The 21,504-nt window shown below is 47.3% G+C and carries 19 protein-coding genes; 16 read left to right on the top strand and 3 right to left on the bottom strand.

Features of this window, described 5'->3' with window-relative positions; translation table 11 throughout:
* Window positions 1-2: 2 nt before the first annotated feature.
* Window positions 3-1,481 carry a hemolysin family protein gene (locus J07HQW2_RS09920; RefSeq protein WP_021055356.1) on the bottom strand — a complete coding sequence of 493 codons (1,479 nt, stop codon included), beginning with the start codon at window positions 1,479-1,481 and terminating at the stop codon, window positions 3-5.
* Window positions 1,482-1,862: 381 nt separating this feature from the next.
* On the opposite strand from J07HQW2_RS09920, the gene J07HQW2_RS09925 reads away from it, so the two are divergent.
* From J07HQW2_RS09925 to J07HQW2_RS10000, 16 genes are all read left to right on the top strand, one after another.
* Complete coding sequence (locus tag J07HQW2_RS09925; RefSeq protein ID WP_021055357.1) at window positions 1,863-2,171, top strand: glutathione S-transferase N-terminal domain-containing protein; 309 nt, start codon at window positions 1,863-1,865, stop codon at window positions 2,169-2,171.
* On the top strand, window positions 2,171-2,686 hold the full coding sequence (locus J07HQW2_RS09930) for a redoxin domain-containing protein (protein ID WP_021055358.1): 516 nt from the start codon (window positions 2,171-2,173) through the stop codon (window positions 2,684-2,686). Before J07HQW2_RS09925 ends, J07HQW2_RS09930 begins: the two co-directional genes overlap by 1 nt.
* 120 nt (window positions 2,687-2,806) lie before the next feature.
* Complete coding sequence (locus tag J07HQW2_RS09935) at window positions 2,807-3,433, top strand: L-threonylcarbamoyladenylate synthase (protein WP_048075616.1); 627 nt, start codon at window positions 2,807-2,809, stop codon at window positions 3,431-3,433.
* A gap of 396 nt (window positions 3,434-3,829) precedes the next feature.
* Window positions 3,830-5,638, top strand: coding sequence for a glycine--tRNA ligase (gene glyS, locus J07HQW2_RS09940; RefSeq protein ID WP_021055362.1), 1,809 nt, complete (start codon window positions 3,830-3,832; stop codon window positions 5,636-5,638).
* A gap of 6 nt (window positions 5,639-5,644) precedes the next feature.
* Window positions 5,645-6,463 carry a diacylglycerol/polyprenol kinase family protein gene (locus tag J07HQW2_RS09945; protein WP_021055363.1) on the top strand — a complete coding sequence of 273 codons (819 nt, stop codon included), beginning with the start codon at window positions 5,645-5,647 and terminating at the stop codon, window positions 6,461-6,463.
* Between the two features lie 311 nt (window positions 6,464-6,774).
* Window positions 6,775-7,968, top strand: coding sequence for an argininosuccinate synthase (locus J07HQW2_RS09950; protein ID WP_021055364.1), 1,194 nt, complete (start codon window positions 6,775-6,777; stop codon window positions 7,966-7,968).
* A 6-nt stretch (window positions 7,969-7,974) separates the two neighbouring features.
* The gene (gene argH / locus J07HQW2_RS09955; RefSeq protein WP_021055365.1) at window positions 7,975-9,483 is read left to right on the top strand and encodes an argininosuccinate lyase; all 1,509 of its coding nucleotides are present in this window, start codon (window positions 7,975-7,977) and stop codon (window positions 9,481-9,483) included.
* A gap of 218 nt (window positions 9,484-9,701) precedes the next feature.
* The gene (gene lysW, locus J07HQW2_RS09960) at window positions 9,702-9,881 is read left to right on the top strand and encodes a lysine biosynthesis protein LysW (protein ID WP_021055366.1); all 180 of its coding nucleotides are present in this window, start codon (window positions 9,702-9,704) and stop codon (window positions 9,879-9,881) included.
* A gap of 1 nt (window position 9,882) precedes the next feature.
* Window positions 9,883-10,794, top strand: a complete 912-nt coding sequence (lysX, locus tag J07HQW2_RS09965; RefSeq protein ID WP_021055367.1) for a lysine biosynthesis protein LysX — start codon at window positions 9,883-9,885, stop codon at window positions 10,792-10,794.
* Window positions 10,795-10,796: 2 nt separating this feature from the next.
* Window positions 10,797-11,852 (top strand): N-acetyl-gamma-glutamyl-phosphate reductase, encoded by a 1,056-nt coding sequence (gene argC / locus J07HQW2_RS09970; RefSeq protein ID WP_021055368.1) that lies wholly within the window; start codon window positions 10,797-10,799, stop codon window positions 11,850-11,852.
* A gap of 2 nt (window positions 11,853-11,854) precedes the next feature.
* Entirely contained in the window at window positions 11,855-12,754 is a 900-nt protein-coding gene (locus J07HQW2_RS09975) for an acetylglutamate/acetylaminoadipate kinase (RefSeq protein WP_021055369.1), read from the top strand.
* The gene (locus J07HQW2_RS09980; RefSeq protein ID WP_021055370.1) at window positions 12,751-13,890 is read left to right on the top strand and encodes an aspartate aminotransferase family protein; all 1,140 of its coding nucleotides are present in this window, start codon (window positions 12,751-12,753) and stop codon (window positions 13,888-13,890) included. Before J07HQW2_RS09975 ends, J07HQW2_RS09980 begins: the two co-directional genes overlap by 4 nt.
* A complete protein-coding gene (locus tag J07HQW2_RS09985; protein ID WP_021055371.1) occupies window positions 13,887-15,188 on the top strand; it encodes a [LysW]-lysine hydrolase in 1,302 nt (433 codons plus the stop codon). Before J07HQW2_RS09980 ends, J07HQW2_RS09985 begins: the two co-directional genes overlap by 4 nt.
* 166 nt (window positions 15,189-15,354) lie before the next feature.
* Window positions 15,355-16,257, top strand: coding sequence for an ornithine carbamoyltransferase (gene argF / locus J07HQW2_RS09990; RefSeq protein ID WP_021055372.1), 903 nt, complete (start codon window positions 15,355-15,357; stop codon window positions 16,255-16,257).
* A 290-nt stretch (window positions 16,258-16,547) separates the two neighbouring features.
* A complete protein-coding gene (locus tag J07HQW2_RS09995) occupies window positions 16,548-18,743 on the top strand; it encodes an ATP-dependent DNA helicase (RefSeq protein ID WP_021055373.1) in 2,196 nt (731 codons plus the stop codon).
* 39 nt (window positions 18,744-18,782) lie between these two features.
* A complete protein-coding gene (locus tag J07HQW2_RS10000) occupies window positions 18,783-20,144 on the top strand; it encodes a cytochrome P450 (RefSeq protein ID WP_021055374.1) in 1,362 nt (453 codons plus the stop codon).
* On the opposite strand, the gene J07HQW2_RS10005 is transcribed toward J07HQW2_RS10000, so the two are convergent.
* Together J07HQW2_RS10005 and J07HQW2_RS10010 are read right to left on the bottom strand one after the other, a co-directional pair.
* Complete coding sequence (locus tag J07HQW2_RS10005) at window positions 20,131-20,682, bottom strand: 2'-5' RNA ligase family protein (protein WP_021055375.1); 552 nt, start codon at window positions 20,680-20,682, stop codon at window positions 20,131-20,133. The two genes, J07HQW2_RS10000 and J07HQW2_RS10005, sit on opposite strands and share 14 nt — an antisense overlap.
* Window positions 20,683-21,065: 383 nt before the next feature.
* Complete coding sequence (locus J07HQW2_RS10010) at window positions 21,066-21,503, bottom strand: universal stress protein (RefSeq protein ID WP_021055376.1); 438 nt, start codon at window positions 21,501-21,503, stop codon at window positions 21,066-21,068.
* Between the last annotated feature and the right edge of the window lies 1 nt (window position 21,504).

A 21,504-nucleotide genomic window follows, 5' to 3' on the forward strand; every position in this document is an offset into this window, starting at 1 on the left:
TTTCAATTAGCCTCAACATCTTGAGTAGAGGTGGCGTCTGCGTCCGCGTCCGTGTCAGACTCTGGCTTTGACTCTGGTTCTACGATATCATCGTTGGAAGTCTGCATTTCTGGTTCGGGTTGTGATTCTGATGTTGATTCGGACTGTGAATGTTGTTCTGCGGTGGATGGACCGGGATCTATCACACGTGCTTTCATGATTCGTGTGTTATCAACCTGTTCGATACAAATGGTGATTCCATCAAAGCTGATTTGCTCACCTTCCTCAACTAAGCGCCCCACTCGGTTAAAAATAAATCCAGCGAGTGTTTCGAATTCTTCGCCTTCGGGAAGGTCAAGACCAAGCTCATCATTGACCTCGTCAATGTTGACTTCCCCACGGATGAGCGTCTCATTTGTATCAATAAATTCAAATGCTTCTTCTTCATCATCCTCGAGAATGTCACCGACAATCTCTTCGACCATGTCCTCAAGCGTAACGAGCCCCTCTGTCGTTCCAAATTCATCAATGACAATTACCATCCGGAGCCGATTGTCCTGAATCTCAGTGAGGAGTTCATCAACATTCTTCGATTCTGGCACATGCAACGTTGGCTGGACGATGTCAGTCAAAATGATATCACCCTCACCATAGTGTTTCTCTCGAACAAGATCACGAACAGTAACGGTGCCAATGACGTTGTCAAGATTCCCGTCATAAACAGGGACACGTTCGTGATCGGAGTGGATGCACGTCTCGATTGCCTCTTCAACTGTCGCATCCTTTGCGACAGCCGTCATATCGAGTCGAGGTGTCATTACCTCTTTAACGATCGTTTGATTGAACTGAAAAATACGATCGAGCATTTCTCGCTCATCCTCCTCGATAACACCCTCTCGTTCGCCTGTTTGAATGAGATCTTGAATCTCATCACGAGTAACATATGATGTCTCAATCTCAGAACGACCACCAGTAATGCGGTTTATGATGCGAGTAAGACGGTCAAAAATGATAACGAGCGGGAGCAGTACGTATTCAGAGTATTTGAGTGGTCGAGCAATTCGTAATGCCCAAGATTCTGTGTTTTCGACAGCATATGATTTCGGTGCACTCTCCCCGAAAAGTAATACTAGTGATGTAATGCCAAATGTTGAAACTAATACTGCGGCTCCAGGGTCAAAATATAAACTCACAAGCGCTGTCGCAAGTGAAGACATTGCAATATTGACAATATTATTGCCAACAAGAATTGTCACAAGGAGACGGTGGGGATTTGATTTAAGTTCATCGACAGTACCGGCACCGGGGACACCATCCTCAACAAGAGCGTCAACGCGATGTTTCGCGAGCGAAAACATTGCAATCTCTGATGATGAAAAAAATGCAGAGAACCCAATTAATAATACAATTACAAATCCACCAGCGACTGTAACTGTCGTTTGTGTGACTGGAATCGGGGCGAGTTGACCAATGAAGAGTGAAAGTGACGGTGATAAGCCCATACAACTACAATATGTTGTTTAGTCCATAAATTAAAATTTGCCCCTCAAAATGTCTGAAATGAAATATTTTTAGGCGTGATTAAATAGATTCTCTACAATCGAGAAACCGCGAGGTCTCGCTTGACAGCCTCCACACGAACAATTGATCGCTAGAATCGCTATATGATATCTTCTACCGTGGAGATACTGATCAATGATGCATACACAAACCAACATATCGGTCTCGGTGAACATGTCACCCTTGTGCACCCGAGTGATTGAAAATCTCATACAAGAGTTCAACAAGCCTACTGTTAGTTGTGGGTTAAATTCAAATACTGCGGACTGAGCACGGATACAACAGGCGAAGCGCTTAGAAGTCGCTCATGTATATAGTATAGTATGAGTGCTGACAGTGTCAATAGTGATACGTCAATAACCGTGTATCGACTCGAAGCATGTCCATTCTGTGAGCGGGTGATTCGTCTACTCGAGGATCTTGACCTGTCATATCATTCGCGTTTCGTCGAGCCGATGCATTCAGACCGGGATGTGGTTAAACGGATTTCAGGAAAACGAACCGTTCCAGCATTGATTGATGGAAACACTGGTGTAATAATGTCAGAATCAGGAAATATCGTCACGTACTTAGAGCAAACATACGGTCCTAATTCCGAAACGAGCACTGAGAAGCCGATGGAGGAGGTCTAATGGCTGATCTTGATTTTTCAGTGACAGATTTACCATCCGTATCACACCCCGAGGTTGGAGAAACGGTCCCGGATTTCACCCGACCACTCGTAAATGATGAGTACTGGGAAGACACGGCATTATCGACGGTAACTGAGTCAGGACCAACGTTGTTAGTATTTCATCCAATGGATGGTGCATTCCCAACGACATACATGTGGAATGCAATCGATGATCATGGGTTTGGAGACGATGTAACACTCATTGGGGTATCAGTTTCATCGCCGTATGAGCACTCAAGTTTGCTTGAATCGCGTGAAATAGATGCACGACTTTATGCTGACCCATCTGCAGAACTCGCAGAGCAGTACAACATTCCAAACCCACTTGATGATATGACCGGAGTAACAGAGCATCGACCAGCTATATTCCTTCTTGATACCGAGAGGACGGTGCAATACGTGTGGGTTGCGACGGAGTGGCCAGCGTTTCCAGATTATGATGAAATTGCGACTGCTATCAGCGAACACACTTAGGAAATAGTAATGACACCTGATTCAGGTAGGGATAATTCAGATCGACGAACAAACGTAGACGACAAGAGATCACAAAGTGGGACTGACAGTAATACCGGTACCGATCTAGTCGGACAAACAATGGAAAATAATTCAACTGCGCTTTCGACCGCGGTGAAAGCGATTAAATCTGGAGAACCGGTGGTATATCCGACAGACACTGTCTACGGACTGGGTGTCGACGCATCGAACAGTGATGCCATAGAACGCGTATTCGATATCAAAGGACGAAACTATGATAATCCATTATCTCTCGCTGTTCAAAACATAAGCGCAGTCAAGCGCCACGCTAAACCAAGTGAGCGAGCAATACAGTTCATTCAGGCATTTCTTCCAGGACCGATCACTGTCGTTGTCGAACGCTCGACCACGATTCCGGATGTCCTCACTGCCGGACGAAACCGAGTTGGGATTCGAATCCCAGACAATGATATTGCATTATCATTACTCAAAAATGTGGCTCCAACGCCAGTAACAGCCACAAGTGCAAATCAGAGTGGAACTGGAAGTATTGTTCATCCAGATATGTTAGATCAGTCGATTCGAGAGAATGCAGCGATTGTCCTCGACGGTGGTGAAACAACTGGGACTGAAAGCACCGTTGTCGACCCTGCAGAAAATATTATTCACCGTCGCGGTGCGATGGCTGATGCAGTTATCGCCTGGTTGAGTGATATCGTCGGAACACGACCAATGATTGAATCATAGTGCGTACGTCTGTGTATTAATATTGTAACTGTTCAGTGGCTCTAGTTGTAAGATATTAATTTGAACATCGTCGTGTCTCTTTCTTCTTTAATTTTCTTATAGGCAGACAGTAATTCTGTGCAAATAGGCTCAAAGCCGTGGGCTTTTTGCATACGGCTCAGTAGGGCAGAATATGAATACTGGCGATACGATGACGCTTCGAGAGAGCGTTGTCCCAACCAAACCTGTAGAGACGATTATCTCTGAGAATATTATGACCGTGAGAAAACGGCACTTGATTTTGGGATAAGACAGATAATGAAGATAAATAATACTGAGCAACGCCGATTATTTGAGGAAAACTGGCTTATTGGCATGATTCATGACATTGATACTGATTTTTTGGAGGCTCTATAGATGAGCACAGAGGAGGGACAGACGGAGGGTGAACGGCTTGCGGAGTTGGCAAAACGCCGTGGGTTCTTTTTCGGATCAAGCGGCGCATACGGCGGTGTTGCTGGATTTTATACCTTCGGTCCACAGGGGGCAGCATTAAAATCAAATGTTGAGGCTGCATGGCGGGACCGATTCACCGTCCGTGAAGGTAACTATGAGATTGAAGCACCAACGATTATGCCTGAACCGGTATTTGAGGCATCAGGACATCTTGATGGATTCGATGATATGCTCGTTGAGTGTCCTGATTGTACGAAGGCTCACCGCGCAGATCATCTTATTGAAGATACGACGGACATTGAGGATGCAGAATCACTACCGATTGATGAAGTTGAGGCGTTAATCGTCGAATATGATCTCGTCTGCCCACGATGTCAATCGGCACTTGGCGGTGAACCGGTTGAGTCGTTTAATTTGATGTTTGATACCAATATTGGTCCAGGATCCACATCATCAGGGTATCTTCGCCCAGAAACCGCACAAGGGATTTTTGTTGAGTTTCCACAGATCAAACAGTATGCAAGAAATACACTTCCATTCGGTGTCACACAAATTGGGCGAGCGTATCGTAATGAGATCTCACCTCGGAAGCGGATTGTTCGGACACGAGAGTTTACTCAAGCGGAGTTAGAGCAGTTTATTGACCCAGAACGTGACACGCCGGCGCTTGACGATGTTGCCGATGTTGCAGTGACGCTATATCCAGCACAGCAACAACAAAACGAGAATGGCGGATATATCGAGATAACCGTGGGCGAGGCAGTTGAGTCAGGTCTTATTGGTAATAGATGGATCGGATATTTCATTGGAATCGCACAACAGTGGTATGAGGCAATTGGCGTCGATACCAACCGATTTCGGTTTCGGCAACATCTGAGCGGTGAGCGAGCACACTACGCGGCTGAGTGCTGGGACGCTGAAAGTGAGGTTGATGAGGATTGGATTGAAATCGCGGGATTCGCTTATCGTGGAGAGTATGACCTTTCGAAGCATGCTGAGTATGGTGATGATGACTTCAGCATCTTCCAGGAATATGAAGAGTCAAAAACAGTTGAACGTGCTGTCGTTGATCCTGACATGAGTGTGCTTGGACCAAAGTTTGGTGCCCAAGCAGGTGATATTAAAACAGCGCTTGAGACACTTGTTGAACGAGATCCAGATGCATTCAGTGGAGATACTGTCGAGATTGAACTTGATGGAGATACAGTTGCAGTCGATACTGATGATACGAATTTTCATATAGAGACGCAAACCGTAAACGGTGAACATATTACACCACATGTGATTGAACCCTCCTTTGGAATCGACCGGACAGTTTACACGCTTTTGGCACACGGTTATCAAGAGGACACGATTGGTGATGAAAACCGGACGTATCTATCACTCTCGCCAAATGTTGCACCGACTGATGTCGGAGTCTTCCCCCTTGTCTCAAATGTTGAACAGCTTGTCGAGCGAGCCAAGGATGTTGTGAGTGATCTTCGGGAAGCAGGTTTAACTGTTATTTCTGATGATTCTGGGAGCATTGGTCGACGATATCGACGACAGGATGAAGTTGGAACACCATTTTGTGTCACTGTCGATCGTGATGGGATTGAGGACGAAGGAGTAGATACAGTGACAGTTCGTCAGCGAGACACGGGACAACAGATTCGAGCACCAATCACATTGGTCGCTGAGTTGATTCAATCTGTACAATCTGGTGAGGTGATATTCGAAAATCTCAGTAATACGTATGATGGCGTTGAGTGGGCGAATAAAACCGAGTAATAGGTCGTGACACCAAATTCCAATAAACCGGTAGGCAGCGATGTTGACACTGATACGCAGACAGAGTCAGACGTCTGTGCGGAATCATCTTCAGAAGCTGATCAGGTTGAATCGATCTTCACTCAAGTAAATAAAATGAAGATATCCACAAAAGCGACGGACCATTTATTATCAACATTTCATCACGGCGATGATGTCAATGTGATATCGGTCTCAGGTAATGAACTAAAACGTCGACTTGTTCATGTAAGTGGTACGGTGCTGCCAATATTATACGTCGCTGATATAATTAGTTGGTCAGCATTTGAGATAATTATGATTGGTGGGGCAGTAACGGCGGCTTTACTTGAGGGGGTTCGACTTCTTGTTGGGCTTGATTGGCACATCTATGATGAGCTTACACGGTCGTACGAAGAGCACAATATTGCTGGATATGCATTATACGCATTCAGTAGCACTGTAGTCATCATCGTGTTTATTCCCCTGATTGCGGTTCCAGCGATGATGATGTTAACGCTCGGGGATCCAATCTCTGGGCTGTTAGGCACCACGCGGGCTGCCGGGGAATCAAAACGCCCGCGTACACTCGTTACGATGTTCACTGTGTGTTTCATAATTGGGATGGTGTTTCTTTTTCCGGCAGCAGGAATCAAAGGGGTAGTTGCTGCTGGCGTCGCTGCTACTGGGGCGACAGTTGCGGACGGAATAAAGCCGGTTATTGGTGGTTACGTCATCGATGATAACGTTTCGATCCCACTGATAGCAGCGAACGGAGCAAGCATTATATTAGTTATATGCGGATATGGTCCGGTTATTTTACTTTAGTGATGCAGAATAGTAATTTGATATCGTTCTCGAAAAGATTTAGTAAGTGCCATTGAATTATGAAACAATGGATTGGCATTGGCTGGGTGTCTTCACCCCAATGGAGGGGGTCTCTATTGTGTCCATGAGTTACAACGTTATTGGTCAGATTCGACAGCGGCGACGGGCCATTTAGGCCCAAATATATTTTCATTCCGTATCTTGATAAAATCGTTTAGATATCGTTATACCATCTATAGACATCTCTATCTTTTTCATTCACAATATTAAACCGTGTATTTTATACGAAAGAGCGTCTGAGATGATCATATATGACACGTGCGGCACTCGCATTCTCTGGCGGGCTCGACACAACAGTATGCGTTTCACTTCTCAAGGAAGAGTACGGGTACGATGAAGTAATTGGTGTCACTGTTGATGTTGGACAGCCAGCAGCCGAATTCAAGGAGGCACAGGCGACAGCCGATGCACATGGAATCGACCTGCATGTTGTTGATGCAACAACAGAGTTTGTCAGTTTATGTTTTGATTCTGTCCGAGCAAACGCGACATATCAAGGATATCCTCTTGGGACAGCGCTTGCTCGTCCGATAATTGCAGAATCGATTATATCTGTGGCTACGGCTGAGGATTGCGATGCAGTCGCACACGGCTGTACGGGTAAAGGGAATGATCAACTTCGGTTTGAGGCTGTGTGGCGAAACTCGGATTTAGCCGTTATTGCACCCATTCGTGAACTTGAGCTGACGCGCGAGTGGGAACAAGAGTACGCTGCTGAGCATGATCTTCCGGTGCAAGCTGGGAATGATGGTGTCTGGTCAATCGATACAAACCTCTGGAGTCGGTCGATTGAGGGCGGAGAGCTTGAAAATCCGAACTACACTCCACCTGAGGATGTTTATGAGTGGACAGTCGACCCCGCGAATACTACTGAGACCGAACTGATCACTATCGGATTTGAGTCCGGATATCCGGTGACGCTCAACGGTGATGAGTACGACCCTGTTGAACTTGTTGAGACACTTAATGAAATCGCAGGAGAGCATGGTGTTGGGCGGACAGATATGATGGAGGATCGTATGCTTGGACTGAAAGTGCGCGAAAATTATGAACATCCCGCTGCAACAACATTATTGAACGCACATGAAGCACTTGAGGGGCTTGTTCTCACGAAAGATGAACGAGATTTCAAGCGTGATATCGACAATGAGTGGGCACAGAAAGGGTATGAGGGGCTCATCAATCACCCACTGATGGACGCATTAGAGGGATTCATCGATGCAACCCAACAGCGAGTGACCGGGACGGTGACAATCAAATTTGAGGGCGGACGAGCACGTCCAGTGGGTCGTGAGTCTGTCTCTGCTGCATACTCCGCGGATGCTGCATCATTCAATACAAGTTCAGTTGGCGAGATAACACAACAAGATGCAACAGGCGTTGCAAAATATCATGGTTATCAGGGTCGCATCGCGAATGCAGCTACTGAGACCAGCGAAAAGTAATTAATCATGAGTGAGGAGAACCCACCGAACGTTGCGAGCAACACTGACGAAACAGCGTCATCAGAAAATGTAGGTGTTGTCCGTCGTAAACGGTTTACCGGTGGTCCAGCTCGTGGGTTCCTCTCAAGTCTTGCTGCTGATGAGCGAATTTTTGCTGCTGACATTGCAGTTGACCGTGCACACGTTATCATGTTGATTGAGCAGGATATTATCGACTCAGCGACCGGAAAGATAATACTCACTGCTCTTGATTCGATTGAAACCGCGGGTCATGATGCACTTTCCGAGGGTGAAGATGTACATGAAGCGATTGAGACAGCTGTTATCGACCGGGTCGGTCCAGCAGGTGGAAAGATGCATACTGCACGAAGCAGAAATGATGAGGTTGCAACGTGTATTCGATATCAGCTTCGATCAGATCTTCTTCAGACAATCGATACGACATTAGGCTTACGAGAAGTGCTGCTTGAGGCTGGAAAAGTCCACACGGAAACACTAATGCCAGGATATACTCATCTCCAGTCAGCACAGCCAATAACTGTTGGACACTGGTTGTGCTCATATGCTGCCGGAATCGAACGTGACACGGCTCGGTTGCTTGATGTATACGATCGAGTAAATACATCACCACTTGGTGCTGCTGCATTTGCCGGGACGCCGTTCGATATTGATCGTGAGCGAACAGCGACCTTACTGGGATTCGATGGTATCCTTGAGAATACGATGGACGCTGTCGCTGGTCGGGACACCCTGATAGAGACTCTTAGCGCACTTGCAGCGCACGCAATAACACTGTCTGGAGTAGCTGAGGATCTCATAATATTTGCAAATAACGGATATATCGAACTTGCAGATGAATACGCCTCGACATCATCGATTATGCCACAAAAGGTCAACCCAGATACACTTGAACTTGTCAGGGCAGTCGCCGGAGATATCACAGGAGAATTAACTGGGTTGTTGACGACACTGAAGGGATTACCGCGAGCGTATAATCGTGACCTTCAGCGTGCAACGCCGCACGTTTGGAGTGCAATTGATGATATAACCGAAACAACGGCAGTTGTTGGTGGCGCAATCAAAACAGCACAGTGGAATAAAAAAGCGCTTGAAGCGGCTGCTGGAGATGGGTTCTCAACAGCAACAGGGATTGCGGATGCGTTAGCAATGACAGGGATTCCATTTCGAACTGCACATGAGGTTCTTACAATTGCAACCGACCGTGCAGACGGTGAAACACCGACAATTGAGATGTTAAATCATGCCGCTGAGGACGCCCTTGGTGAGTCACTGTTCACATACGTTGATCGGGAAACGATTATTGACGTTCTTGATCCAGCGATGAATGTCAGTGCTCGAGATTCTCAGGGGGGACCAGCGGCAACGGCTGTCGTTACCGCAATCGAAACATACGAGAACAATCATGCGACACACGTAGCCGAATATAAAACACGTCGCAATGAAATTGACAGTGCTAGTACGTTGTTGGACCAGGAGGTACAACAGTATGTCTGAGTATTATTCTCAGAGCTACTGGGGACTCTTGATCAACACAGTCGATGGTCCACCAGGACTGCGACGTCCCCATTGGGGATATATAACATATGAAATTTGACACTGATTTCAAATAAGCGGTCTGAGTGCCTATATGATGTCGTTAGTCACCTCTGAGTTACTGTAAATTATCTAACAGTTTCGATGGGTTTAAGTCTCCTCCTGGTACAGTAGTATACATGGTAGAAACCATCGTTGGAGAAGATCCGCTCAGTGGAGAGGAAATCGAAATCCCAGCCGATGCGGAGGTTGGCGAAATTGTTGATAGTCCCGCAACAGGAGCCGAGCTTGAGATTGTCGCTACTGACCCATTAACACTTGAAGAAGCTCCAGAACTCGAAGAGGATTGGGGCGAGTAAAATGAAAGTCGGACTGCTCTATTCTCGGATTCGACAGGATGAGAAGCTCTTGTTGTCTGAACTGCGGAGTCGTGGACACGAGGTCAAGAAAATCGACATCCGAGATGAGCAGTTCGATATCGCTGACCCACCAACAGCGGTCAGTAATGTCGATGTTGTTTTTGATCGCTGTTTGGCGACAAGTCGGAGCTATTACACGACACAGTTTTTAGAGGCACATGATATACCTGTCATCAACAGCGCCGAAACAGCAGATGTGTGTGCAGATAAGGTGAAAAATAGCCTTGCATTACAATCCGCAGGTATCCCAACGCCGCGAACAGAGGTATCATTCACCACCGACAGTGCAATGGAGTCTATCGAACGATTTGGCTATCCGTGTGTCTTAAAGCCGGTTATTGGCTCTTGGGGGCGACTTATGGCAAAAATTGAGTCACGATCTGCTGCGGAGGCTATTCTTGAACATAAGTCCACACTCGGTAATTATGAGCATAAGGTGTTCTATATTCAAGAGTTCGTTCCAAAGCCTGGTCGAGATATTCGTGTGCTTGCCGCTGATGGGAAGCCAATTGCTGCAATGACACGCGCTGCGGATCACTGGCTGACGAACGCTGCGAAGGGAGCAGAAGCATCCTCATTTAGTCTTGATGATAGGGCTCGTAAATTAGTTGCAGATGCATCAGCAGCTGTCGGAGGTGGGCTTCTTGGAGTTGACCTGATGGAGACTGGTAATGGTGATTACACAGTACATGAGGTCAATCACACCGTCGAATTCAAAGCGCTCAACAGTGCTGTTAATACTGACGTGCCGGGAGAGGTCATTGATTGGTTGGAGACAGATGTTGATACATCAGGTAATACCACTAATCGTGAGAATACCGGCGAGATGATTGGCGATGCGGAGGCAACATGAGTATGAACAAAACACGTACTGACAGTTATACTGCATCTGTTGTTGGCGGATCTGGATTTACTGGAGGGGAGTTACTCCGACTGCTTACACAGCATCCGTATTTCGAGGTTGTCCAAGCGACAAGCCGGTCAAAAACTCATAAAACTATTGGAAATGTACATCCAAACCTCCGATCAGTTGACCTACGTTTTACCGATCCGAGCGATCTTGAATCGGTTGATGTGCTCTTCGCGGCGACACCGCATGGCGTTTCAATGCAGCAGATTGACACATTTACTGCAGCCGCCGACACCGTCATTGATCTATCGGCGGACTTTCGATTAAATTCAGTTGAGCAGTATAATGAATGGTATGACGGACACGCCTGTCCAGAGTATCTTGAGGATGCAGAGTATGCCCTTCCAGAGATCAATCGATCGAATCTTGCTGGTGCATCATTGATTGCTGCCGGCGGGTGTAATGCAACAGCAACAATCCTTGGCTTGAACCCACTGTTTGATGCAAATATTCTTACCGGTGACGAGCAGGTCATTGTTGATCTGAAAGTTGGCTCCTCGGAGGGTGGGACTGGGGGTGGAGATGCCTCAAGTCATCCTGAACGATCAGGTGTTGTGCGACCGTATGCGCCAACAGGGCATCGACATGAAGCTGAAATTGAGCAGTTTCTTGGGCTCTCGGTGTCATTCACCGCACATGCAGTTGAGATGACCCGAGGGGCAAGTGCGACCTGTCACGTATTTCCATCTGATCCTGTCTCAAATAGCGACCTGTGGGGTGCATATCGCAATGCGTATGCTGAGGAACCATTTATGCGGACAGTCGCAGGCGGTGGCGGTGTTTATCGATATCCAGAGCCGAAATCAGTCGCCGGAAGTAATTACGCTGAGGTTGGATTCGAACGTGACCCGAGCAATCACCGACTCGTTGTTTTTTCAGCAATTGATAATATGATGAAGGGCTCTGCTGGACAGGCAGTTCACGCAGCGAATATTGCGCTTGGAGTTGATGAGACGGTGGGACTCGAATTTACAGGATTACATCCGGTGGGAGCACCCTAACAATGGAACAGACGGACACAACCGGATTGGCTCACTCAGACGTCCCGGTCGTTGTGAAAATTGGAGGTGCTCGTGCGGTAGATCCAGCTGATGCAATTGAAGATATCGCCGCAGTTGTCGCTGATGGGCGAGATATCGTTGTTGTTCATGGAGGGTCAACAGCTGTAGATGAAACGCTTGAAGCACTCGATGAAGAGCCAAGATACGTCGAGACACCCGAAGGGATTGTTGGGCGGTTCACGGATGAGAAGACAATGGAAGTGTTCTCGATGGTACTTCCAGGAAAAATTAATACGGATCTTACCGTTGCCCTGCAGTCTGCAGGTGTCAATGCATTAGGATTATCAGGTGTCGATGGAGGATTGCTCTGTGGTCCTCGGAAGTCAGCGGTTCGTATTATTGAGGATGGACGAAAGAAAATCGAGCGTGGAGACCATTCAGGGAAGATTGAGACAGTGAATACGTCACTACTAACAACGTTACTACAAGATAATTATACACCGGTGGTTACAGTTCCGATGCTTGCCGATGATGGGGTTGCAGTTAATGCTGATGCGGATCGTGCCGCTGCAGCGATTGCTGGAGCACTCAATGGAGAATTAATTGCACTTACTGATGTTGCCGGCGTATATCGCGACCCTGATGATGAGTCGACACTCATCGAATCAGTCCAAACACCAGCAGAGTTGGATATACTAAATGACGCTGCAGAAGGCTTTATGAGAAAGAAAATAATGGCTGCTGAGGAAGCACTCAACAGCGGTGCAACGACTGTGATAATTGCAGATGCAAACGTGGCAGACCCAATTACTGCTGCGCTGTCCGGTTGTGGTACCCATATCGACACGAACGCAGTTGAATCGGAGATGAACGTAATTGACAATCAGGAGCAGACACAATGACTGGCGGATTTGTATTTTCTGAAAAACCAATCGAAATCGAATCTGGAGAAGGGGCATATTTGTATGGAAGCGATGGAACAGCGTATCTTGATTTTGGCGCTTCATACGCTGTTGCATCTATTGGTCACGCACATCCAGCAGTGACTGAGGCTGTCCAACAGCAAGCAGCTGATTTGACATACGTACAAGCCTCATACCCCGTTGAGACACGAACTGACCTTTATCAGAAACTCGCAACACTCGCACCTGGAGACATTGAGAACGTCTGGCTGTGTAATTCAGGAACCGAGGCAAATGAAGCAGCGATGAAGTTCGCACGATCGGCTACCGGGCGGTCAAAGATTGTTGCGACGAAACGTGGATTCCACGGACGGACAATGGGAGCACTGGCGATGACGTGGAAAGATAAATACAAAGCGCCGTTTGAACCACTTGCCGGTGGTATTGACTTTGTTCCGTATGGTGACCCAGAAGCACTGACGGCAGCTATTGATGAAGAAACTGCAGCAGTCTTCCTTGAGCCGGTACAAGGTGAGGGAGGAATCCATCCAGCCGAAACAGAGTATCTGAGACGTGCTCGCGAGGCGACAGAGGACACAGGCGCGGCGCTTGTATTCGATGAAATTCAAACAGGCGTTGGTCGAACTGGATCGCTATGGGCCTCCGATGGGGCTGGGGTGACACCAGATATTCTAACGACTGCAAAAGGAATCGCTAATGGTATGCCATTAGGGGCAACGCTCGTTCGTGACTGGATTGCAGAAGATAGTGGTGACCATGGGTCAACGTTCTCCGGCACACCAGTCGTCTGTGCAGCAGCAAATGCAACTCTTGAGACAATCGTCGAAGAAGATGTTCCAGGAAACGCTGCTATGATTGGAGAACATCTACAAGCGTCGATTGCGGATGCAGTTGAAGACCATGATCTCCCAGTCCGCGAGATTCGTGGCGAGGGATTGATGATTGGTGTTGAAGTGAAACGCGGGGCAAATCGAGTATTAAAGAACCTCGCGCTATCTGAGCAAGTGCTTGCACTTCCTGCCGGTCGAACAGTCGTGAGGTTGCTTCCCCCGTTGAATATTGATAAAACGCACGCTGACACATTCGTTGAGTCATTTATCGAGGTACTTGGATGAATAACGTCGATGACCATGCTCGTGCTGATGATTGTGCCCATGCACACACAACCGAGGAGAATGAGATCATCAATAACGCGACTATCGTTACCGATGGTGGTACCTCATTCACGACGAATCACAATGCATTCGATGTGCAGCCGGAGTTGACAGATGGACTCAGTGATACACAGACACTCCTAGCTGATCTTGTATCAATTCCATCAACCTCGGGTGATGAATCAGCAGCAGCTGAGCGATTATGCCGATTCTTCGAATCACATGGTCGCGACGCGTGGATTGATTCAGTCGGGAATGTCCGTGCACCAGCTGATGATAGTGTATTATTGACATCACATATCGACACTGTCCCGGGAGATATACCTGTTGAGGTTCAAAACGGAGTACTATGGGGTCGAGGAAGTGTTGATGCGACCGGACCGTTAGCAGCAATGGCTGTTACTGCTGTCAAAACTGATGTTTCCTTTGCTGGAGTTGTCCGTGAAGAGACGACATCTGCTGGCGCATGGCATCTTGTTGAGAACCGTACACCCCCGGAGATCGTCATCAATGGTGAGCCGTCTGGGTGGGATGGAATCACCCTCGGCTATCGCGGAATGCTCTCAGGGAAATATGTTGCAACGAGTGAACTTGGTCACTCATCGCGACCAGATGACAATGCAATTCAATCAGCGGTAAATTGGTGGTCAAGCGTTGCTTCATTCTTTGAATCCGAAGATACTGAAAATGCTGATGGCGTGTTCGAGACGGTCACCACAAAGCCAGTCGCATTTGATGGCGGTCCAACTGAGGATGGGCTTGTCGTTGAATCAACTGTTGATGTCCAGTTCCGTGTGCCACCGAAATATACAATCGAAGATGTTCGGGAGGTAGCTGAAGGCGAATTGAGCGATGGGAGTGTCCATTGGGAAAAGCCGATTCCACCGGTCATGAAAAGCCCTCGAACAGATGTGGCACGAGCATTTCGCGTTGCAATCCGCTCGGCTGGTGGTGAACCACGGTTGCTACGGAAAACTGGAACGAGTGATATGAATATTTTCTCTGGAGCCTGGGATTGCCCGATGGCAACGTATGGTCCTGGCGATTCAGATCTTGACCATGCACCGAATGAACATCTTGATCTCGCAGAATACGATGGTGCAATCTCGGTGCTTGTGGATGTCTGTGATCGACTCACAAATTCAGAGTCAAATACATCCACTGCAACAGACCCAGATACAGAGTCTGAAACGGATCGACATCAGATAGATAGCGGACAAAACCCTGCTGAGATAGACCCAGAGCTGACCAGAGCATGATTGTGAAATCATTGTCGAGTCGATGAAGCCACTAACATCAACGCATGACACAACAACGGTAATAATACTAATACTGACTTTGCGATTGAATAGCGCACCGTAAGCTGCACCCGAGCTCATAATTAAATACTGAAGTCAAGAACAAATGCAAAAAGAGAGGATATAAATGCCCAATTCAAATGATTTTCTTGATATTGATGATCTAACCACAGCTGAACTACAGAGTATTCTGGGTCAGGCAACTGCACTCAAACGCGGCAATGATGATACACAATTCCCCAATAGAACACTTGGGATGCTTTTCGAGAAACCAAGCACACGGACACGGATTTCGTTTGAAACAGGAATGACAGAACTCGGCGGGCATGCAATTTTTTTGGGGCCTGACGATATTCAGTTAGGACATGGTGAACCATTGTCTGATACTGCAAGAGTTCTTTCAGGCTATGTTGATGTCGTGATGGCTCGATTATTCGATCATGATGACCTTCTTGAAATTGCCGCTCATGCCGATATTCCCGTAATTAATGGACTTACTGACGATGCACACCCCTGTCAAACGCTTGCAGATCTTTTGACAATTAAAGAGGAATTTGACGGGTTTGATGATGTGCAGGTGGTATGGATTGGAGATGGGAACAACGTTGGACAGTCACTCGTGATCGGCGCGGCGATGGTCGGGCTTGATTTGACTATTGTCACTCCGCCAGGATATGGAATGGACCAGTCAGTGCTGGAACAGGCGGCTGCACTTGGTCAGCCACCAACGGTTGCTGATACCCCGGCGGCTGCTGTAAATGGTTCAGATGTCGTATACACCGATGTGTGGATTTCGATGGGACAAGAAGAACAACGCGATAAAAAGTTAGCAGCTTTCGAGGGATATCAGGTTAATGAATCATTGTTAGCAGATAGCGACGCTCAGGTGATGCATTGTCTTCCAGCACATCGCGGTGAAGAAATCACAGATGAGGTATTAACAGGCACTCAAACGCTTGTTTGGGAACAAGCTGAAAATCGGCTACACGCACAAAAAGGACTTCTCGTTGAGTTACTGTCCAAGAATTAATGCGATGAATCACTGAAACTGAGCATGAATTCAAAGCCAAAATCAAAGCCACGCATATCAAGCATTTGAGTTTAAAGTTGAGAGTATATACCCCGGAGATAATGACAGTTATGTGCGCTCAGGATGCAGCACGGTCGATTACTACAATGTAGTCCAGCCTTGACACTGAAATGCAAGTTCTTCAGTAATGGTAACAGGAGTCTATGAATATAAAATACACAGAAACGTTACCATCTTAGCGAGAATGATCTGTGCGAGAGTTTTAATCTAATCAAGAGACAACATTCTGTGTGTCGACAACTGGTGACTACGAACGGTTCTTTCCGTATGAAGAGCCATATCCAAACCAACGCTCGGCGATGGGTGAGATTGCCGAAGCACTTGATGAGCAACGAGACGTTCTCTTAGAAGGAGCACCTGGAACAGGAAAAACGCTCTCTGCACTGTGTCCGGCGGTTGAATATGCTCGACGAACTGACAAGACAGTTGTCATCACAACGAATGTCCACCAGCAGATGCGGCAATTTGTCTCGGACGCACGGGCTATTGTTCACAATGACGTGGATTCAATTCGCGCTGTGGTGTTCAAAGGCAAATCATCAATGTGTCATATTGATGTTGATTATCAGGAGTGTCAAACACTTCGAGACACAACGCGGAGTCTTGTAGATAAAGAGCGCGAACGTACACAACTTCGTGAGCAAGCGACAGCATTGCTGGATGAGATTCGTGAGGGAGACGATGGAGCCGCGTCAGCGCGAACTGCGGTGACGGATGAACTTGAGTCAGTTACATCCGAAATTGAGGATCTTTCTGCAGGAAATATCTGTGAATATTATCATAATAATCTTACAGAAACAGACTCAACTGACGCATTTTTTGAATGGTTATTTGACGACGTCCGAACAGCTGAAGAGGTGTATGAATATGCCGATGAACGTCAGCTATGTGGATATGAACTTCTAAAAGAGGGTATTGAGGGTGTTGATCTGGTTATCTGCAATTATCATCACCTACTTGACCCAGCGATTCGTGAGCAGTTTTTCCGATGGCTCGGTCGTGACCCAGATGATATTGTGGCTGTATTTGATGAGGCTCATAATATTGAATCAGCCGCGCGTGATCACGCCGGACGGACGCTGACAGAAAACACGCTCGAGGAGGCATTAACCGAAATTAACGACTGTGAGGATTCACGTGCTGAACCTGCAACAAATGTATTTGAGGCGTTCCTCACAGCACTTCGAAGGACCTCCGATGATTCGTTTGGGTTTGGTGAACGTGAGCAGGTTACATCAGAGTGGTATGATCTCACGATTACGAATACTGATCGGCGAGATGATTTGACACTTGAGTTTCTCAAACAGTACGAGGGTCGTGGGATTAATACTGAAATTGATCTTGCACGGCAACTCGCTGAGTCGATTGATTCACAGCATGAAACGGCGTACAAAAATGGGGAGACAGCAACACGAAAAGAGTGTCAGTCACTACAAGCAGCGTCATTCCTTGATGCATGGATGACAGATAATGATACCGTCGATACCCACCCAATAATTTCAGTTCGGCGCGATGAAGGGACGAATGAGGTGTACGCCCGCGCAGAATTATATCGATGCATTCCACGAAGTGTTACTGCAGATCTATTTGATGAAGTTCACTCGAGTGTGTTAATGTCGGCAACATTACGACCATTCGACGTCGCTGAAGATGTGCTCGGGCTATCAGATCCGGTTCAGATGGCGTATGATCTGGCGTACCCGGAAGATAATCGTCGAACGCTTGCGATTAAAACACCAGCATTGTTTAGCTCAGCACGGAACGATTCCGATACTCAAAGGATTATCGCAGACACACTTGCGGATGCTGCACGCTTCACGCCTGGAAATGCACTGTTTTTCTTCCCATCGTACGCAGAAGCCGAACGGTATGCAACGCAACTCAGGCAACACGACGCTGTATTCAAACCAGTGATGCTCGATGAATCAGGCACTGAGACAGAACCACTCAGACAGTCGTTTGTTGATCATAGTGGATCTGTGCTCTGTACCTCACTGTGGGGAACGCTCGCAGAAGGCGTGAGTTTCGATGATGATGATGCACGGACCGTTGCCGTCGTTGGGGTCCCGTATCCACATCTTTCTGAGCGGGCTGAAGCGGTCCAGAACGCATATGATCGGGCATATAGCGGTCAAAAAAACGCCGGATGGCAATATGGAATTGAAATTCCAACGATTCGGAAAACACGGCAGGCACTTGGTCGAGTTATTCGTTCACCATCAGACTATGGAGTGCGTCTTCTTATCGATAAGCGGTATACACAAGAAAGCGCCGAGATGGGAAAATACGGCGTTCGAGGTCAATTCCCACCTGAAGAGCGTGCGGAGTTAATCGATGTTGATCCATCAAAAGTGCAGTTTGCGCTATTAAATTTCTATGATGATCTTGATGCATATGATGGAGCAGTACCATCACCGTCTCCCTAGCCGAACAGCTGATACCGCTTCAGGACAAAGCGAAATATAATGAGTACACAACCGCCGGGCCCAAACGGGGTGCCGGTGTTTGGCAATAGTCGTCAGTATGCAAGCGACCCGTTCACTTTCCTTCGAAGCGTCGCAGACGCTTACGGTGATGTGGTGCGATTCAGTCTTGGACCACTTGATACGTACATGCTGACAAATCCGGCAGACATTGAGCGTGTATTGGTCACAGATGACCCGAAATATCAAAAACCAGACTTCCAAGATGATGCTATCGGAACACTCCTTGGGGATGGGTTACTGATGAGTGAGGGTGAGACATGGCAGAAACAACGACGACTCGCACAGCCAGCTTTCAGCCCAAAGCGAATCACGTCGCTTGCGGAGACAATGACCGACCACACAAGAGGGATGATTAATCAGTGGGAGGCTGGGGATATCAGAGATGTTCATCTTGAGATGGCACGCGTAACGGTACGAATTATTGTTGAAGCTATGTTCGGTTCATCATTGACTGATGAGCAAACAACAGCGGTTCAGGAGAATCTTGAACCACTTGGAAAACGTTTTGAGCCGGATCCGCTTCGATTCATTATTCCAGACTGGGTGCCGACACAGGAAAATCGAGAATATCATGAGTCAGTCGAAATACTTGAAGATGTAATTGATGAGATTGTCTCTGAACGGTTAGGGACTGAGACGGATGCAGATATTGACCCCGGTGCGAGCAATGACGCCGACCCAATGGATTTACTATCTATCTTGCTCCGAGCAAAGCAACGCGGTGAGCAGACAGATAAACAGCTTCGAGATGAGATGATGACAATGTTATTGGCTGGTCATGATACCACGGCGCTTACGCTGACTTATACATGGTATCTTCTCTCGGAGCATCCAGAAGTGAGAACCCAAGTATATGAAGAGATTGCATCAGTCTGTGGTGGGGAGACGCCAACAATGTCTGATACTCGATCGTTCGATTACATCGAACGTGTCTTACAGGAGGCGATGCGGCTATATCCACCGGTATATGTCATTTTCCGTGAACCACAGGTCGATGTGAGACTCGGGGGATATCGAATCCCAGCCGGATCAGCAATTATGTTACCACAATGGGTCGTGCATCGGTCGCCGCGGTGGTATGATAATCCAACGGCGTTTGACCCAGATCGATGGCGTCCAAAGCGTCGAGCCGATCGACCACGATTTTCGTATTTCCCGTTTGGAGGAGGACCACGTCACTGTATTGGTAAGCACTTTTCAATGCTAGAGGCAAAGCTCATTTTAGGAACTGTTGCACAGGAGTATGAATTAGATTACGTTCGGGATCGTCAATTTGATCTTCGAGGATCGTTGACGATGCATCCTGATGAGCCGATGGGAATGCGAGTCACCGAGCGCTAAGATTGATTTGAGCAGCATTTTCGCGGTATCGATTATCCCATATCTGAAGCGTATTGACGCTCCATTTAATTGGGTCGATTGATCGTTGTTTGATAAACTGTACTGCATCTGCGGTCTCACCGCCACGTGCGAGTGTTACGTGTGGAACATAATCACTACCCTCAAGACCAGCAATAGCATCAAATGATTTGCATAGATAATTGTGTAGTGTCATGAGCGATTGACTCTCGACAGCGAGATAGACAACAGGAGCAGTCCCTCCTGGTGGATTCTCAAAGAAATCAATGCCGGTGATCGATACCTCAATTTGATTTGGGGTAGTCGATGATGTGAGGATCGGGCGAAGTCGTTCACGAAGCACAGGGAGTGAGATGTCTGCAGATATTTGTCCGCCACGTGGCGTGGTAGTGTCCGTTTCGAATCGCTTGAGCACGAGCGTCTGCCGCTCTCGTCGGTTGTCAAAGGCCATCAGCTCAGCGTGAAGACTACTCGTGAGCTGTGATATCTTGGGTGGAAGCGGAATATTGAGACTAAACATTAATAGATTATATATGACTCAATCAAAAAGCCTCACCGTTCAAATGATGTTCAGTTCAATTCCGACTAACTCTCAGTCATCTATTCATTACCGCGGCGGTGATTAGAGTGGCATTTAAATTAAATAACCGTTATAATTTTATCTACCGACTCTGCTAATCACAAGTATGTCTCATCAGCGTATACCGCCAGGATCTGAAGAGTCACCAAAACAAACAAACTCAGAATTAAATCAAAGTTTATTCGCATGGATCCGAAATCATCTGAAATCATGGTCGGGTCGATATATCTCGATGCGGGTCACTGCCCGAATAGGACATCAAGATTGATCGGTAGGCAGACCAGATAATCGCTTGACTGGATTGTTTATCAATGTCAGTCTAATCACTCTGTTGACTCGCGAACAGTGATGACAGGAACCGGTGAATGCCGGACAACTCTTTCCGTAACGCTTCCCACAAGATAGTGATCAAGCCCGGTCCGACCGTGTGTTCCCATCACCACAGCATCAACTGGTTCGTCTGTAGCTATTTCAAGTATCGACTCATGTGGGATTCCCTGAGTAACTGTTTGTTCGGTGTCGGTATCATCAGGCATTCGCTCGATTGCATCTTCAGTTGCTGATGTCGCATGTTCATGTTCAGCGTTTTCCCACGCGTCAGGGGCAACACCACTACTTGGGCTATTGAACCGACTACGTCCATCAGCGACAGAAAGAACATGAACGGTACTATCAGCAAGAGCAGCCAGTGACCCGGCGTGATCGGCTGCGATCAATGAAGCGGTGCTCCCGTCTGTCGGTAAGAGAATTGTCTCATACATG

This window comes from Haloquadratum walsbyi J07HQW2 (assembly GCF_000415985.1).
GTDB classification, from domain to species: Archaea; Halobacteriota; Halobacteria; order Halobacteriales; family Haloferacaceae; genus Haloquadratum; species Haloquadratum walsbyi_B.

What these genes read in the sequence shown, in the direction of transcription:
- argF (WP_021055372.1), top strand. Translation starts at nt 15,355, where the DNA reads ATGCCCAATTCAAATGATTTTCTTGATATTGATGATCTAACCACAGCT.
- J07HQW2_RS10010 (WP_021055376.1), bottom strand. Translation starts at nt 21,503, where the DNA reads ATGTATGAGACAATTCTCTTACCGACAGACGGGAGCACCGCTTCATTG.
- lysX (WP_021055367.1), top strand. Translation starts at nt 9,883, where the DNA reads ATGAAAGTCGGACTGCTCTATTCTCGGATTCGACAGGATGAGAAGCTC.
- argC (WP_021055368.1), top strand. Translation starts at nt 10,797, where the DNA reads ATGAACAAAACACGTACTGACAGTTATACTGCATCTGTTGTTGGCGGA.
- J07HQW2_RS09930 (WP_021055358.1), top strand. Translation starts at nt 2,171, where the DNA reads ATGGCTGATCTTGATTTTTCAGTGACAGATTTACCATCCGTATCACAC.
- lysW (WP_021055366.1), top strand. Translation starts at nt 9,702, where the DNA reads ATGGTAGAAACCATCGTTGGAGAAGATCCGCTCAGTGGAGAGGAAATC.
- J07HQW2_RS09975 (WP_021055369.1), top strand. Translation starts at nt 11,855, where the DNA reads ATGGAACAGACGGACACAACCGGATTGGCTCACTCAGACGTCCCGGTC.
- glyS (WP_021055362.1), top strand. Translation starts at nt 3,830, where the DNA reads ATGAGCACAGAGGAGGGACAGACGGAGGGTGAACGGCTTGCGGAGTTG.
- J07HQW2_RS09950 (WP_021055364.1), top strand. Translation starts at nt 6,775, where the DNA reads ATGACACGTGCGGCACTCGCATTCTCTGGCGGGCTCGACACAACAGTA.
- J07HQW2_RS09925 (WP_021055357.1), top strand. Translation starts at nt 1,863, where the DNA reads ATGAGTGCTGACAGTGTCAATAGTGATACGTCAATAACCGTGTATCGA.
- J07HQW2_RS09980 (WP_021055370.1), top strand. Translation starts at nt 12,751, where the DNA reads ATGACTGGCGGATTTGTATTTTCTGAAAAACCAATCGAAATCGAATCT.
- J07HQW2_RS10005 (WP_021055375.1), bottom strand. Translation starts at nt 20,682, where the DNA reads ATGTTTAGTCTCAATATTCCGCTTCCACCCAAGATATCACAGCTCACG.
- J07HQW2_RS09920 (WP_021055356.1), bottom strand. Translation starts at nt 1,481, where the DNA reads ATGGGCTTATCACCGTCACTTTCACTCTTCATTGGTCAACTCGCCCCG.
- J07HQW2_RS09985 (WP_021055371.1), top strand. Translation starts at nt 13,887, where the DNA reads ATGAATAACGTCGATGACCATGCTCGTGCTGATGATTGTGCCCATGCA.
- argH (WP_021055365.1), top strand. Translation starts at nt 7,975, where the DNA reads ATGAGTGAGGAGAACCCACCGAACGTTGCGAGCAACACTGACGAAACA.
- J07HQW2_RS10000 (WP_021055374.1), top strand. Translation starts at nt 18,783, where the DNA reads ATGAGTACACAACCGCCGGGCCCAAACGGGGTGCCGGTGTTTGGCAAT.
- J07HQW2_RS09935 (WP_048075616.1), top strand. Translation starts at nt 2,807, where the DNA reads ATGGAAAATAATTCAACTGCGCTTTCGACCGCGGTGAAAGCGATTAAA.